The sequence below is a fragment of the Jiella endophytica genome (assembly GCF_004519335.1).
Lineage (GTDB): Bacteria > Pseudomonadota > Alphaproteobacteria > Rhizobiales > Rhizobiaceae > Jiella > Jiella endophytica.
Genome location: NZ_SOZD01000005.1, coordinates 36,872 through 51,240, shown reverse-complemented (window position 1 = coordinate 51,240; position 14,369 = coordinate 36,872). Strand labels below are relative to the sequence as shown.

Sequence of the window (14,369 nt, the reverse complement as noted above, 5' to 3'; positions counted from 1 at the left end):
CGGCCCAAGGCCGATTCACAAGGTCCGGCGAAGCGCAAGCCTCGCCGGACCGTTTCGTTTCAATTAAAGTCAAATATTACCGATTGCACCCGAGTCGCCAGCCGCTAATATGTCCGAATCAAGGCTTTCCGATGCGGACCTGAAAGCCTCGATAGAGACGCGTTGAGTTCAGTCTCGATAGCGGCGGCAAAGACGAGGGCACGATCACATGTCGAAAGACATCCGACCCGGGCGCGGGGGCGCCAACGGGTTGCGCATGGATTCCGGGCGAAACATGACGGCGGCGGCCATCGTCGACGTCGCGGCGATCGCCGGGGCGGCGGTGGGGTTCGAGACACTCGCGGCGATCCTGGCGCCGTCGGTCGCGGCCGCTCAGGAGCCGAACCTTGCGGCAGATGTCGGCCGGATGCTGTCCGACCTCGACATCCTCTATCTCTCCTCGATCGCCTTTCTGATCGGCGCCGCCATGGTCGCGGCGACCTTCCTCGTCCGGCAGCGGGCGGCCCTCCACTCCGACAACGAGGCGCTGCGCAGCGAACTTCACCAGGCGCAGCAGGAAGCGGACGCCCGCACGGCGCTGCTCGTCTCGGGGGAAGAGCGCATCCTCGTCTTTGCCGGAGCCGAGGCACCCGAAGTCATCGGCGAGATCGCCTCGATCCGTCAGATCCCCGCCGATCCCGAGCGCTTCCTGATCTTCGCCGACTGGATGCCCGCCGAACAGGTGGCGGGGCTCGAAGCCGCGATCGCCGAACTCATCGAAAGCGCCAAGCCTTTCCGCCTGGCGATCGATCTCGACGCCGACTGCGTCGTCGAAGCCGCCGGGCGGACCTCGGGCGGCCTCGCCATGGTGCGCTTCACCGCGCTGGGCGGCCTGCGCAAGCGGCTGAACGAGCTTGCCACCGCCCAGTCGCGGGCGCAGGCGACCGTCGAGGCGATGCAGTCGCTCTTCGACCAGGCGCCGCTGGCGATCTGGCTGCGCGACAGGAACGGCCGGCTCGCCTGGGTCAACCAGGCCTATGCCAAGTCGGTCGACGCTCCGTCGGTCGCCGATGCCCTCGAGCGTCAGCTGGAATTCCTCAGCGCCCAGGACAGGCTGCGCATCGTCAAGAAGCTGTCCGAGGGCAGGCCCTTCGAGGCGAAGCTCTCGACCGTCGTCGAAGCCGACCGGCGCAATTTCAACGTCGTCGAGACCTCCGGTCCGGTCGGCTCGGCGGGCCTTGCCGTCGACGTCTCGGAGACCGAGCAGGTGCGCATGGAGCTGCACCAGACGATCGTCAGCCAGTCCGAGACGCTCGACCAGCTCGCAACCGCCGTCGCCCGTTTCGACGAGCGCACGCGGCTCTGCTACTACAACGCCGCCTTCCAGCGGCTGTTCGATCTCACCAACGCCTATCTGGAGACCGAGCCAGACCACGTGGCGCTGCTCGATCACCTGCGCACCCGCGGCATCCTGCCGACCGAAAAGCTGCTGCGCTCGGAAATGCGCGAGCAGGACCTTGCCGCCTATCGCGCCGCCGAGCCGACCGAGGCGATGTGGCATCTCGCCGACGGCCGGACGCTGCGCGTCATCGCCACCCCGCAGCCGCGCGGCGGCGCCACCTGGGTGTTCGAGGACATCACCGAGAAGCTCGAGCTGGAAAGCCAGGTCAAGGCCACCGTCCGGCTGCAGCGCGAGACCATCGACTATCTGAACGAGGCGGTCGCGGTGTTCGGCAGCGATGGCCGGCTGCGGCTCTCCAACCCCGCCTTCGCCGAAATGTGGGGCTTCGAGCCCGAGCCGCTCCTTTCCTCGCCGCGCATCCAGACGCTGTCCGACCTCGCCAAGGTGCATGTCCAGGCGACCCGCGGGCCCGGCGGCGTCGAGGCGCCGGGGATCTCCGCCGGCTGGCAGCTGTTTTCCGAGCAGGTCACCGCCTTCGACGAGCACGGCCGCGACACGCTGCGCGGCGAGATGCAGCTGTCCGACGGGCGGATCTTCAACTACGCTATCGTCCCGTTGCCGAACGGTCTGACGATGCTGACATTCTCGAACATCTCGGAGGCGCGCGCCGCAGAACTCGTGCTGCGTGAACGCAACGACGCCCTGGAACAGGCGAACCGGATCAAGACCGATTTCGTCCAGCACGTGAACTACGAGCTGCGCTCGCCGCTGACCAACATCATCGGCTTCTCGGCGCTGCTGCGCTCGCCCGAGACCGGCCCGCTCAACGGCCGCCAGAGCGAGTATCTCGACTACATCTCGTCCTCGACATCGACGCTGCTCACCATCGTCAACGACATTCTCGACCTTGCCACCGTCGATGCCGGCATCATGGAGCTCGACCTGTCCGAGGTCGATATCGCGAGGACCGTCGAGCAGGCGGTCGACGGCGTGAGGGACCGCTTCGAGGCAGCCGACATCCGCCTGTCGATCGATCTCACCGGCGCCGGCGACAGCTTCCTCGCCGACGGCCACAGGCTCACCCAGATCCTGTTCAACCTTCTTTCCAACGCGGCGAACTTCGCCCCGGCCGGCTCCACTGTCGGCGTCAGGGCCTGGCGCCATCAGGGGATGATCTCCTTCGAGGTCTCCGACCGCGGCCCCGGCATCGCGTCGGAACAGGTGGAAAAGGTGTTCGAGCGCTTCGAGGCCAATCCCAGCGGCGGCCGCCAGTCCGGTGCCGGCCTCGGCCTGTCGATCGTCAAGAGCTTCGTCGAGCTGCATGACGGCTATGTCGAGGTCCGTTCGTCGCCGGGCGCCGGCACCGCCGTGATCTGCCACTTCCCGCTCGGCACGCTCCCTCCGGAGGAGGAAGACCTCAACTCGCCCGGCTTCAAGAGCGCGGCCGAATGATCCCATCCGGCGGCGACATCGGCAAAAGACCCTCGGACGACAGCCCCGGCCACGCCCGCCCGGCGGGGTTGGAGACGGTCGCAACGCTTTTCCTCGCCGACGCCGCCGCCACCGAGCGCCTCGGCGCCGACCTCGCAATGGTGCTTTCGGCCGGCGACGTCGTCGCGCTGTCGGGTGACCTTGGCGCCGGCAAGTCGACGCTCGCCCGCGCGCTGATCCGCGCGCTCGCGGCCGACCAGGAGCTCGAAGTCCCCTCGCCGACCTACACGCTCGTCCAGAGCTACGAGAGCGAACCGCCGGTCGCCCATTTCGACCTCTACCGGCTGGCGGGCGGCGAGGAGCTCGACGAGCTCGGCTTTTCCGAAGCTTCTGAGGCCGGCATCGTCCTCGTCGAATGGCCGGAGCGCGCCGCCGAAGCCGTCGGCGCCGCGACCATTTCAATCGAGCTTTCCCTGCCGACGGAAGGTGGCCGCCAGGCGGTGATCTCCGCGGCACCTGGTACATCTTCCCGGATCGCCCGCAGCCTCGTCATCCGCGAGTTCCTCGGCGGCGCAGGGCTGCCGGACGTCCCACGCAGGCGGTTCTTCGGCGACGCCTCGTCGCGTCGCTACGAAACGGTCACGCGGGACGGCGAGACCCTCGTTCTCATGGACGCGCCGCGCCAGCCGGACGGGCCGCCGATCAGGGACGGCCTGCCCTACAGCCGCATCGCCCATCTCGCCGAGGACGTGACGCCCTTCGTCGCGCTGGCGACGGCGCTGCGCAAGGCCGGGTTCGCCGCACCGGCGATCCACCGGGCGGACCTTGACCGCGGCATCCTGCTGATCGAGCATCTCGGCGCCGAACAGATCGTCGATGCCGAGCGCCGCCCGATCCCCGAGCGGTATCTCGAATCCGTTCTCTGCCTCGCCGATCTTCACGGCGTCGCCTGGCCGTCGGAACTTCCCGTCCCCGACGGGCCGATCCATCATGTGCCGCATTACGACCGGCGGGCGATGACCGCCGAGGTCGGGCTGCTGGTCGACTGGTACCTCCCCGACCTCAAGGGTCGGCCGGCGACGGGCGACGAGCGCGAGCTCTTTGCCGAATGCTGGAGCGCGATCTTCGACGAACTGGAGACCGCCGAGACGAGCCTCGTCCTGCGCGATTTCCACTCGCCGAACGTCATCTGGCGGCCGGATGCGACAGGCGTCCAGAAGATCGGCCTCATCGATTTCCAGGACGCGATGATCGGCCCTTCGGCCTACGACGTCGCATCTTTGGCGCAGGACGCCCGCGTCGACGTCTCGGCGGAGCTCGAAGCGGCGGCAACGGCAGCCTATCTGGCCCGGCGGCGGGCCGAGGACCCGGGCTTCGACGCCTTCGCCTTCGAGCGCGACTACGCCATCATGGCGGCCCAGCGCGCCTCGAAGATCCTCGGAATTTTCGTCCGACTCCTGAAAAGAGACGGCAAGCCGCAATATCTACGTCACATACCGCGGCTTAAGGGCTATCTCGCCCGCACGCTCGGCCATCCCTCGCTCTCGGCGCTCCGCCATCTCTACGGCGTCTGGGGGATCGTCGAGGAGCGACACCGTTCGAACGACTGAAGACACCATGACCGTTCACACCCTGACGACCCGTTTGAAGCCGAAGACCGCGATGATCCTCGCCGCCGGTCTCGGCAAGCGTATGCGCCCGATCACCTCCACCATGCCGAAACCGCTGATCGAGATCCGCGGCAGGGCGCTGATCGACTATGGCCTCGACGCGCTGGCCCGCAACGGCGTCGAAAAGGTGGTGGTCAACGTCCACTACATGGCCGACCTGATGCGCGCGCATCTGAGGAAGCGCAAGGACATGGAGATCGTCATCTCCGACGAGACCGACCAGCTGCTGGATTCCGGCGGCGGCATCGTCAAGGCACTGCCAGATCTCGGATCGGAGCCCTTCTACCTGCTCAATGCCGACACCTTCTGGATCGACGGCTACCGCGACAATCTCGACCTTCTCGCCGAACTCTGGGATCCGGCCCGGATGGACGTCTCGCTGCTGATCGCCGAGATGCGCCAGGCCACCGGCTACGACGGCAATGGCGACTTCACCATGGATCCCTCCGGCCGCCTGACGCGCGTGCCGGAACGGGTCGTTTCGCCCTTCATCTATGCCGGCGGCGCGATCATGAAGCCGGAGCTGTTCGAAGGCCGGGCGGTGGAGCGCTTCTCGCTGAACCGCATCTTCGACGAGACCATCGAGGCCGAGCGGCTCTATGGCGTCCGGCTCGACGGGGTCTGGATCACCGTCGGAACGCCGCCGGCGATCAAGCTCGCCGAAGAGGCGTTCGTCGCCAGCGCCGCTGCGTGATACTACGGACCCGTAGCGGCACTTCGGTAACGCTAGTCAACGAATGCGCGAGCCTCGAAGCTTCGTCATTCTCGGCCCCCGTGCCGAGAATCCAGGGGCGGAGGCCGCAGCCTCGGCGGCCTCACCCCTTTCTCAAATGAGCGGCCTAGCCGCTTTCTCAGATGAAGAGCGGAGCGCCCTACGATGCCTGGATTCTCGGGACGGGGCCCGAGAATGACGAAGCGTCGCGTTCCGTCGCCAGCGCGGCTGCGGGAGAGGTCATCCCAGCGCCACCACCATGCGGTGACCGAGACGACAACTTTCGAAAGTTTGGCTGCAACAGAAGGTGCGGTTTGCCTGCCCTCGAGCCAACGCGCTTCGGACGCGCCTGCAAACCATCGAGCCGCGCTACCAGCTCCCCAAATCGGCGTGTAAAATTCGGGGAAAGCCGTTGAAGTCGCGTCATCCTCGGGCTTGTCCCGAGGATCTACTGCCGCCGCCGCTACAGAACCTTCAAAAATGCCATATCGCCCCCGATTGGTCCGACGATTAGCCATCAGTAGATCCTCGGGACAAGCCCGAGGATGACGATCTCGTCGAGTGCGGCCCCAGATCCAGGGCGATCGCGCTTGTTGCCTAGGGACCAAATCCGAAAGTCGGAGAAGCGCTCCCCCCTCACTGATGGGCCAGGATCGCCAGAAGCAGCAGCGCGACGATGTTGGTGATCTTGATCGCCGGGTTCACCGCCGGGCCGGCGGTGTCCTTGTAGGGATCGCCCACCGTATCGCCGGTCACCGAGGCCTTGTGGGCCTCCGAGCCCTTCATGTGCCGGGTGCCCCCGGCATCGACGAAGCCGTCCTCGAAGCTCTTCTTGGCGTTGTCCCAGGCGCCGCCGCCTGACGTCATCGAGATCGCCACGAAGATGCCGGTGACGATGACGCCGAGCAGCATCGCGCCGACGGCCGAGAAGGCCTGGCTCTTGTCGGAGATCAGGTAGACGGCGAAATAGACCACCACCGGCGCCAGCACCGGCAGGAGCGACGGCACCACCATCTCCTTGATGGCCGCCTTGGTCAGGAGATCGACCGCCCGGGCATAGTCCGGCCGTTCGGTGCCCTCCATGATCCCCGGCTTCTCCCGGAACTGCCGGCGCACTTCCTCGACCACCGAACTCGCAGCCCGGCCGACCGCCGTCATCGCGATGCCGCCGAAGAGGAACGGGATGAGGCCGCCGAGCAGCAGGCCGACGACGACATAGGGGTTGGTCAGGGCGAAGTCCGGCTGAACACCCTTGAAATAGCCGTAGTCGTTGCCGGCTTCCGCCTGCTGGATGAAGAATTTGAGGTCGTAGTTGTAGGCGGCGAACAGCACCAGCGCGCCGAGGCCGGCCGAGCCGATCGCATAGCCCTTGGTGACCGCCTTGGTGGTGTTGCCGACGGCGTCGAGGGCGTCGGTCGAGCGGCGCACGTCGGCCGGCAGACCCGCCATCTCGGCGATGCCGCCGGCATTGTCGGTGACCGGGCCGAAGGCGTCGAGGGCGACGATCATCCCGGCGACGCCGAGCATTGCCGTCACCGCGATGCCGGTGCCGTAGAGGCCCGCCAGTTGATAGGTCGAGATGATGCCGGCCACGATGACGATGGTCGGCATCGCGGTGGCTTCCAGCGACACCGCGAGGCCCTGGATGACGTTGGTGCCGTGGCCCGACACCGACGCCTCGGAGATCGAGCGCACCGGCCGGAAGCCGATGCCGGTGTAGAACTCGGTGATCCAGACGATGAGCCCGGTCACGACGAGGCCGACGATGCCGCAGATGAACAGGTTGAGGCCGTTGATCGTCACCCCGGCCGTCGACTGGCCGACATCGCCGAAGCCGACGGTGGCCCAGTTGGCGGCGGCAAGGCCGACGATCGACAGGAGCGTCGTCACCCACAGGCCCTTGTAGAGCGCGCCCATGATCGAACCGTTGGAACCCAGCCGGACGAAGAAGGTGCCGATGATCGAGGTGACGATGCAGGCGCCGCAGATCGCCAGCGGATAGATCATCACGCCCTCGATCGCGTCGGTGCCGGCAAAGAAGATCGCGCCGAGCACCATGGTCGCGACGACCGTCACCGCATAGGTCTCGAAAAGGTCCGCCGCCATGCCGGCGCAGTCGCCGACATTGTCGCCGACATTGTCGGCGATGGTCGCCGGGTTGCGGGGGTCGTCCTCCGGAATGCCCGCCTCGACCTTGCCGACGAGATCGCCGCCGACATCGGCGCCCTTGGTGAAGATGCCGCCGCCGAGACGGGCGAAGATCGAGATCAGCGAGGCGCCGAAGCCGAGCGAGACCAGCGCGTCGATCACCGTGCGGTCGGCCGGCTGGAAGCCGAGCCAGCCGGTCAGCGCGAAGAAGTAGAGGGTGACGCCGAGCAGCGCGAGCCCGGCGACGAGGAGGCCGGTGATGGCGCCCGACTTGAAGGCGACGGAGAGGCCGAGGCCGAGCGAGCGGGCGGCGGCCTGCGCCGTGCGGACATTCGCCCGGACCGAGACGTTCATGCCGATGAAGCCGGCGAGGCCGGAGAGGATGGCGCCGATGGCAAAGCCCGCGGCGGCGTAGATCGAAAGGAGGAACCAGCTGAGCGCGAAGACGACGACGCCGACCATGGCGATCGTCGTATACTGCCGCGCGAGATAGGCCTGGGCGCCCTCGCGGATCGCCCCGGCGATCTCCTGCATCCGCGCCGATCCCTGATCGGCCGCGAGGATCGAGCGGGTCGCCCAGATGGCGTAGACGACCGCGAGCAGCCCGCACAGGGCTACCACGAGTAGTATTGTCTGCATGCCGTTTCCTCACTTCGTCGCGGGCCTTCGGGCCGGCGGCTATCCCGTTTTTGCTTCGTGAGCCCCGGCCGACCTTGCTCCCCCCGCGGCCTTGGGCAAGCGGAGGTTATATGAGGCAGTCGCCGCGTCAAGCGCGAGTGAGGAATGGGGGGCTCAGCCGGGAATGAGCCTCGCGCCGGCGCGCCGCGCCTCGAAAAGCACGGCGGCGATGCAGACGAGCGCGACCGGCAGCGCGACGACGTTCATCGTCTCCCAGCCCTCGGCGACGAAGACGCGGCCGGACATGAAGGAGGAGAAGGCGACGGTGGTGAAGAGCACGAGGTCGTGGAAGCCTTGCGTCTTGTTCTTCTCCGACGGCCGATAGGTGTCGGCGACCATCGCGGTCGCGCCGATGAAGCCGAAGTTCCAGCCGAGGCCGAGAAGGACGAGGCCCAGCCAGAACTGCCACACTTCGATGCCGGAAAGGAACACCGCGAAGCTTGCGAGCAGCGACAGCAGCCCGGCGCCGATCACCTGCTCCTTGCCGTAGCGCGCGATCAGCTTGCCGGTGAAGAAGCTCGGCGCGAACATCGCCATCACGTGCCACTGGATGCCGAAGAAGCTGACCTCCTGCGGATGGCCGCAGGCGACGATGGCGAGCGGCGCGCCGGTCATCACGAAGCTCATCATCGCATAGCTGCCGACACCGCAGAGGAGCGCGGTGAGGAAGCGCGGCTGCAGCACGATCTCGGAAAGCGGCCGTGCCGGTTCGGCGGTTGCGTCGTCCTCATGCGCGGCGGAAATGTCGGGCACCCGCAACGCCGAGAGGACGAAGACGCCGGCAAGGCCGAGAATGCAGACGCCGAAGAAGCCGCCGGCGAACTCCGCCGGCCGGAACAGGCCGGTGGTGTAGTTGACCATCTGCGGGCCGATGACGGCGGAGAACATGCCGCCGGCCAGCACCAGCCCGATCGCCCGCGCCTGGAAGTCGCGCGGCGCGCCGTCGGTGGCGGCGAAGCGGTATTGCTGGGTGAAGGCGTTGCCGCAGCCGAGCAGCATCAGCGACAGGACAAACAGCCAGAAGGACTGGGCGAGCAGCGAGAAGGCCGCGCAGAGCCCGGCGATCGAAACGACCAGGGCACCGGCGGAAAAACCGAGGCGCCGGCCGATCGCCCGCATCAGCGCCGCGGCGGGAAGGGCCCCGAGCGCGACGCCGACATTGAAGCCGGTCACCGGCAGCGTCGCCAGCGACTTGTCCTCGAGCAAGAGCCAGGTGCCGGCAAGCCCGCCCGTGGAAATCGCCACCGGCGCCGCCGAGCCGACGATGGCCTGGGCCGCCGCAAGGACGAAGGCGTTCCTCCGCGCCGTCGCCGCCCCGACGACCGATGCCGGTGCCGCCCCGAGCGTGGTCACGACGGCTCGCCCTGGTCCTGCGGTCCGTCCTTTCCGGTGCGCTCGCCGGTCTCGCCACGGCTTTGCCGGGCGATCCGGTCGAGCACGGCGTTCACGAGCTTGGGCTCCTCGTCGGTGTAGAAGGCCCGGGCGACATCGACATATTCGTTGATGATCACCGCCACGGGCACGTCTGGCCGCGCCCGGATCTCGAAGACGCCGGCGCGCAGGATCGCCCGCAGCGTCGTGTCGAGGCGGGCGAGCGGCCAATCCTTCGGCAGACCGCCATGGATCAGCGGATCGATCGTCGTCTGCTGGCGCACCACGCCGGACACGACATCACGAAACCACGCGGCGTCGGCCGAGCGGTACTGTTCGCCATCGATCTCGCGACCGAGCCGGAAGGACTCGTATTCGGCGACGGTCTCGAGCAGCGGCGTGCCTCCGACATCCATCTGGTAGAGCGCCTGCACGGCCGCGAGACGCGCAGCACCGCGCTTGTTGGCGGCCTTCACCGGCCGTTGCGGCTGATGAGGGTCGGTCATCGTCAGCCTCCGAACCGGTCTCTGATGGCGATCATCGCCAGCGCCGCCTTGGCCGCCTCGCCGCCCTTGTCCTTGCGGGCGGGATCGGCGCGCACGAGCGCCTGCTCCTCGTTCTCGACGGTCAGGATGCCGTTGCCGAGGGCAATGCCTTCGTCGACGGAGAGCATCATCAGCGCCCGGGCCGATTCCCCGGCAACGATGTCGAAATGGAACGTCTCACCGCGGATGACGCAGCCGAGCGCGACGAAGCCGTCGAAGTCGGCGCCGCCCTCGTCGGCACCGGAGAGCGCGAAACCGATCGCCGCCGGGATCTCGAGCGCGCCCGGCACGGTGACGACCTCGAAGGTCGCGCCTTCAGCCTCGAGCGCCGCCTTGGCGCCAGCCAGCAGGTGATCGGCGATGTGATCGTAGAAGCGCGCCTCGACGATCAGGATAGTCGGCTTGGAAGCCATGGGGTTCTGGTCCTTTCAAGACCTTTCGTTCCGGTCGGCGCATGCTGCATCCGACGGAACCCAAGATTTTTGTGCATGTGGCCGTTGCTGAGCGACAGATCGAAGACGATTGGTCCCCGCAGCGGGCCCGACGTCACGCTTCAGCCGGCCGGCCCGCCGAACAGGCGCTCCGCATAGCGCGCAATCTGATCGATCTCAAGATTGACCCGCTCGCCCGGCTGGCGCTCGCCCCAGGTGGTCACCGCCAGCGAATGGCGGATCAGGAGAACGTCGAAGACGTCGTCATCGACGGAGTTGACGGTGAGCGACGTTCCGTCGAGGCAGACCGAGCCCTTGCGGGCGATGTAGCGCTTCAGATCCTGCGGCGCTCGGAGCCGAAAGCGCACCGCCTCGCCCTCGTCCTCGCGCGAGACGATCTCGGCAAGGCCGTCGACATGGCCCGAGACGAGATGGCCGCCGAGCTCGTCGCCGACCTTGAGCGAGCGCTCGAGATTGATCCGGGTGTCCGCCTGCCAGCCGCCGGCGGTCGTCAGCCGCAGCGCCTCCTCCCAGGCCTCGACCTCGAACCAGCGGGCGTTGGAACTGCGCTCCGGTAGCGCCGTGACGGTCAGGCACACGCCGGCACAGGCGATCGAAGCGCCGATGTCGATCCCGGCCGGGTCGTAGTCGGTGGCGATGCGGAAGGCCCTGCCCTTCTCGCGCGGCTCTGCCGCTTCGATGCGGCCAATGTCGGTGACGATTCCGGTGAACATCAGTCAAGCCTCGCAGGCAAAGTCGAACCAGCAGTCGGCGCCGAAGACGTCCTGGCGCAGCAACCTGTAGCGCTGGCGCGCGCTGTCGACGTCGATCGGTGCCAGCAATCCCTCGTCGCCGATCTCCACGGCGCCGCGAACGAGGATCAGCCGGTCGACGAGACCGGCATCGAGAAAGCTCTCGGCGATCATCGCACCGCCTTCAACGAGGATCGAGGTGATGCCCGTCGCTGCAAGGTCTTCCAGAAGTTCCGGGAGCGCCACCCGCCCCGTCTCGGGATCGGCGACACAGGCGACGAAGGAGACGCCCGCCGCCGCGAGTGCCGCCCGGCGCGCCGGATCGGATGTCTCGAAGGTGGCGATCATCGTCGAGACGTCGCGCGCCGTGCGGGCGACGGTCATCTCGGGCGAAATGCGCAGGTTCGGGTCGAGGATGATCCGCGCCGGCGAGCGATCCGCCATGCCCGGCAGCCGGCAGTCGAGGCGGGGGTCGTCCTCCAGCGCCGTACCGGCGCCGACCATGATCGCATCATGGCGAGCCCGGACGAGGTGGGTCTGGGCATCGGAGACCGGTCCGGTGATCTTCACCTGCCCGCCACCCCTGACGCCGATGCGGCCATCCCGCGACAACGCCATCTTCAGCGTGACGCCCGGCCGGCCGCAGCGGTGGCGGGTCAGATAGCCCTCGATGGTGCGGGCGGCCTCGGCCGCCATGACCTGTCGCGTCACCGCGACGCCGCCATCCATCAGCATCCCGTGGCCCTTGCCGTCGACCCGCGGATCGGGATCCGCAGCAGCAGAGACGACGCGGGCGATCCCGGCGCGCACCAGAGCCTCGGCGCAAGGCGGCGTGCGGCCGTGATGGGCGCAGGGCTCGAGCGTCACATAAGCGGTCGCCCCTCGTGCGAGGTCGCCGGCTTCGGCGAGAGCGCCCGCCTCGGCATGCGGCCGGCCGCCGAGGGCGGTGACGCCATGGCCGACGATGCGCGGGCCGTCGCCATCGTCGCGCACGATCAGCGTGGCGACCGACGGGTTGGTGCCGGTGCGCCCGACATTGCGCATGGCATAGCGGATCGCCGCTGCCATGAAGCGCCGGTCCTCGGGGCGCTCCGGCGAAAATGCGCCTCTCTCAACCGTCATGGGAGGGCCCTTCGTCGGCCGGCCGGACGACCGCAGCCGCCTCGATCGAGACATCCTTGTGCGAACGCGCCAGCTCGCCGATCACCGACTCGAAGTCGCTTGCCTCGGCAAAGTCGCGATAGACCGAGGCAAACCGCACATAGGCGACGTCGTCGAGACCCTTCAGCGCCTCCATCACCATCGCGCCGATCGCCTCGGAGCGGACCTCCGGCTCGCCCATCTGCTCCAGCCGCCGGACGATGCCGGAGATCATCCGCTCGACCCTCTGAGGATCGACCGGGCGCTTTCTGAGCGCGATCTCGACCGATCGCGCCAGCTTGTCGCGATCGAACGGCACCCGCTTGCCGGATTTCTTCAGAACGTGGAGCTCGCGCAGCTGGACCCGCTCGAAGGTGGTGAAACGCCCCGAACAGTCCGGGCAGACCCGCCGGCGGCGGATCGCCGCGCCATCCTCGGCAGGGCGCGAATCCTTCACCTGGCTGTCCTGTGAGCCGCAATAGGGACAGCGCATGCCCCGTCCTTTCAATCAACTCGCACCAATGCTTTCGGCTCGAAGGCCGAAAGGCGGAGAAGCCCGTCACACCCACGCGCCGTCATTCTCGGCCCCGTGCCGACAATCCAAGGACAGCCGCCGCAGCATGGCCGCTGCCGCCCCTCGCAGCCGCAATGACCGGAGCCCTAAGGCCCCTGAATTTTCGGGACGGGGCCCGAGAATGACGGCGCGCCGAGGGGCTGCGCGGCCAGCAAAACCCGACCGCTCAGATCGCCTGGTAGATCGGGAAACGGTCGGTCAACGCGATGACCCGCTCCTTTACCGAGGCCTCGACATCGGCATTGCCTTCCTCGGAATTGGCCTTGCGCAAGCCATCGAGCACTTCGATGATCAGGCTGCCGACCTCGCGGAATTCGGCGGCGCCGAAGCCGCGGCTGGTCGCCGCCGGCGTGCCGAGGCGGATGCCGGAGGTGACCATCGGCTTCTGCGGATCGTTCGGAACGCCGTTCTTGTTGCAGGTGATGTTCGCCCGGCCGAGCGCCTTTTCCGAATCCTTGCCGGTGAGGTTCTTCGGCCTGAGATCGACGAGCATCAGATGGGTGTCGGTGCCGCCGGAGACGATGTCGAGGCCGCCCTCGCGCAGCGTCTCGGCGAGCACCTTGGCGTTCTCGCAGACGGCGCCGATATACGACTTGTAGGCCGGCTGCAGCGCCTCACCAAAAGCGACGGCCTTGCCGGCGATGACATGCATCAGCGGACCGCCCTGCAGGCCCGGGAAGATCGCCGAATTGATCTTCTTGGCGATCTCCTCGTCATTGGTCAAAACGATGCCGCCGCGCGGGCCGCGCAGCGTCTTGTGGGTCGTCGAGGTGGCGACATGGGCGTGCGGAAACGGGCTCGGATGGTGGCCCGCGGCGACGAGACCGGCAAAATGCGCCATGTCGACCCAGAGATAGGCACCCACCTTGTCGGCGATGGCGCGGAAGCGGGCAAAATCGATCTGCCGCGAATAGGCCGACCCGCCGGCGACGATCACCTCCGGCTTGTGGTCGAGGGCGAGGCTCTCCACCTGATCGTAGTCGATGAGCCCGGTCGACGTATCGAGGCCGTACTGCACGGCGTCGAACCAGCGGCCGGAAAGGTTCGGCTTGGCCCCGTGGGTCAGGTGGCCGCCGGCATCGAGGCTCATGCCGAGCAGGGTGGCACCGGGCTTCGAGAGGGCAAGCAGCACCGCCTGATTGGCCTGGCTGCCGGAATTTGCCTGGACGTTGGCAAAGGAGCAGCCGAACAGCTGCTTCACCCGGTCGATCGCCAGTTCCTCGACGATGTCGACATACTGGCAGCCGCCGTAATAGCGCCGGCCGGGATAGCCCTCGGCATATTTGTTGGTGAGCACCGAGCCCTGCGCTTCGAGAACGGCGCGCGAGACGATGTTCTCCGAGGCGATCAGCTCGATCTCGTGGCGCTGGCGGCCAAGTTCCTTCTCCATGGCGGAGAACACGTCGGGGTCGCGCTCGGAGACGGGTGTGGTGAAGAAGCCGGAAATTTCGCTCGTTGCGTCGGCGCTTTGGCTCATGCTCGCACTCTCCCTGTGAGAAATGGCCGCTCTGCGGCGGCGCCGTGTCCCAAGCGCGA

The 14,369-nt window shown here is 67.5% G+C and carries 11 protein-coding genes; 3 read left to right on the top strand and 8 right to left on the bottom strand.

Annotated elements, in window-relative coordinates; genetic code table 11:
* Positions 1-256: 256 nt before the first annotated feature.
* Genes E3C22_RS16100 through E3C22_RS16090 form a run of 3 tightly spaced genes read left to right on the top strand, consistent with a single transcriptional unit; the run spans position 257 to position 5,176 of the window.
* On the top strand, positions 257-2,833 hold the full coding sequence (locus E3C22_RS16100; RefSeq protein ID WP_245515035.1) for a sensor histidine kinase: 2,577 nt from the start codon (positions 257-259) through the stop codon (positions 2,831-2,833).
* Positions 2,830-4,422, top strand: coding sequence for a tRNA (adenosine(37)-N6)-threonylcarbamoyltransferase complex ATPase subunit type 1 TsaE (tsaE, locus tag E3C22_RS16095; protein ID WP_134763085.1), 1,593 nt, complete (start codon positions 2,830-2,832; stop codon positions 4,420-4,422). The genes E3C22_RS16100 and tsaE overlap by 4 nt, the downstream gene beginning before the upstream one ends.
* A 7-nt stretch (positions 4,423-4,429) precedes the next feature.
* Positions 4,430-5,176, top strand: coding sequence for a nucleotidyltransferase family protein (locus E3C22_RS16090; protein ID WP_134763084.1), 747 nt, complete (start codon positions 4,430-4,432; stop codon positions 5,174-5,176).
* 654 nt (positions 5,177-5,830) lie between these two features.
* On the opposite strand, the gene E3C22_RS16085 is transcribed toward E3C22_RS16090, so the two are convergent.
* The 8 genes from E3C22_RS16085 to glyA all read right to left on the bottom strand — a co-directional run bounded on the left by E3C22_RS16085 (position 5,831) and on the right by glyA (position 14,310).
* The gene (locus E3C22_RS16085) at positions 5,831-7,981 is read right to left on the bottom strand and encodes a sodium-translocating pyrophosphatase (RefSeq protein WP_134763083.1); all 2,151 of its coding nucleotides are present in this window, start codon (positions 7,979-7,981) and stop codon (positions 5,831-5,833) included.
* A 153-nt stretch (positions 7,982-8,134) separates the two neighbouring features.
* The gene (locus E3C22_RS16080; RefSeq protein WP_134763082.1) at positions 8,135-9,373 is read right to left on the bottom strand and encodes an MFS transporter; all 1,239 of its coding nucleotides are present in this window, start codon (positions 9,371-9,373) and stop codon (positions 8,135-8,137) included.
* Positions 9,370-9,897, bottom strand: a complete 528-nt coding sequence (nusB, locus tag E3C22_RS16075) for a transcription antitermination factor NusB (RefSeq protein WP_134763081.1) — start codon at positions 9,895-9,897, stop codon at positions 9,370-9,372. Before nusB ends, E3C22_RS16080 begins: the two co-directional genes overlap by 4 nt.
* Positions 9,898-9,899: 2 nt before the next feature.
* The gene (locus E3C22_RS16070) at positions 9,900-10,349 is read right to left on the bottom strand and encodes a 6,7-dimethyl-8-ribityllumazine synthase (RefSeq protein WP_134763080.1); all 450 of its coding nucleotides are present in this window, start codon (positions 10,347-10,349) and stop codon (positions 9,900-9,902) included.
* A 140-nt stretch (positions 10,350-10,489) separates the two neighbouring features.
* Entirely contained in the window at positions 10,490-11,104 is a 615-nt protein-coding gene (locus E3C22_RS16065) for a riboflavin synthase (protein ID WP_245515058.1), read from the bottom strand.
* The gene (gene ribD, locus E3C22_RS16060; protein WP_134763078.1) at positions 11,105-12,241 is read right to left on the bottom strand and encodes a bifunctional diaminohydroxyphosphoribosylaminopyrimidine deaminase/5-amino-6-(5-phosphoribosylamino)uracil reductase RibD; all 1,137 of its coding nucleotides are present in this window, start codon (positions 12,239-12,241) and stop codon (positions 11,105-11,107) included.
* A complete protein-coding gene (gene nrdR / locus E3C22_RS16055; protein WP_134763077.1) occupies positions 12,231-12,752 on the bottom strand; it encodes a transcriptional regulator NrdR in 522 nt (173 codons plus the stop codon). Before nrdR ends, ribD begins: the two co-directional genes overlap by 11 nt.
* Positions 12,753-12,999: 247 nt before the next feature.
* Complete coding sequence (gene glyA / locus E3C22_RS16050) at positions 13,000-14,310, bottom strand: serine hydroxymethyltransferase (protein ID WP_134763076.1); 1,311 nt, start codon at positions 14,308-14,310, stop codon at positions 13,000-13,002.
* Between the last annotated feature and the right edge of the window lie 59 nt (positions 14,311-14,369).

Coding starts and splice junctions, on each gene's coding strand:
- E3C22_RS16100 (WP_245515035.1), top strand. CDS start 257: ATGGATTCCGGGCGAAACATGACGGCGGCGGCCATCGTCGACGTCGCG.
- tsaE (WP_134763085.1), top strand. CDS start 2,830: ATGATCCCATCCGGCGGCGACATCGGCAAAAGACCCTCGGACGACAGC.
- E3C22_RS16090 (WP_134763084.1), top strand. CDS start 4,430: ATGACCGTTCACACCCTGACGACCCGTTTGAAGCCGAAGACCGCGATG.
- E3C22_RS16085 (WP_134763083.1), bottom strand. CDS start 7,981: ATGCAGACAATACTACTCGTGGTAGCCCTGTGCGGGCTGCTCGCGGTC.
- nusB (WP_134763081.1), bottom strand. CDS start 9,897: ATGACCGACCCTCATCAGCCGCAACGGCCGGTGAAGGCCGCCAACAAG.
- E3C22_RS16070 (WP_134763080.1), bottom strand. CDS start 10,349: ATGGCTTCCAAGCCGACTATCCTGATCGTCGAGGCGCGCTTCTACGAT.
- ribD (WP_134763078.1), bottom strand. CDS start 12,241: ATGACGGTTGAGAGAGGCGCATTTTCGCCGGAGCGCCCCGAGGACCGG.
- nrdR (WP_134763077.1), bottom strand. CDS start 12,752: ATGCGCTGTCCCTATTGCGGCTCACAGGACAGCCAGGTGAAGGATTCG.
- glyA (WP_134763076.1), bottom strand. CDS start 14,310: ATGAGCCAAAGCGCCGACGCAACGAGCGAAATTTCCGGCTTCTTCACC.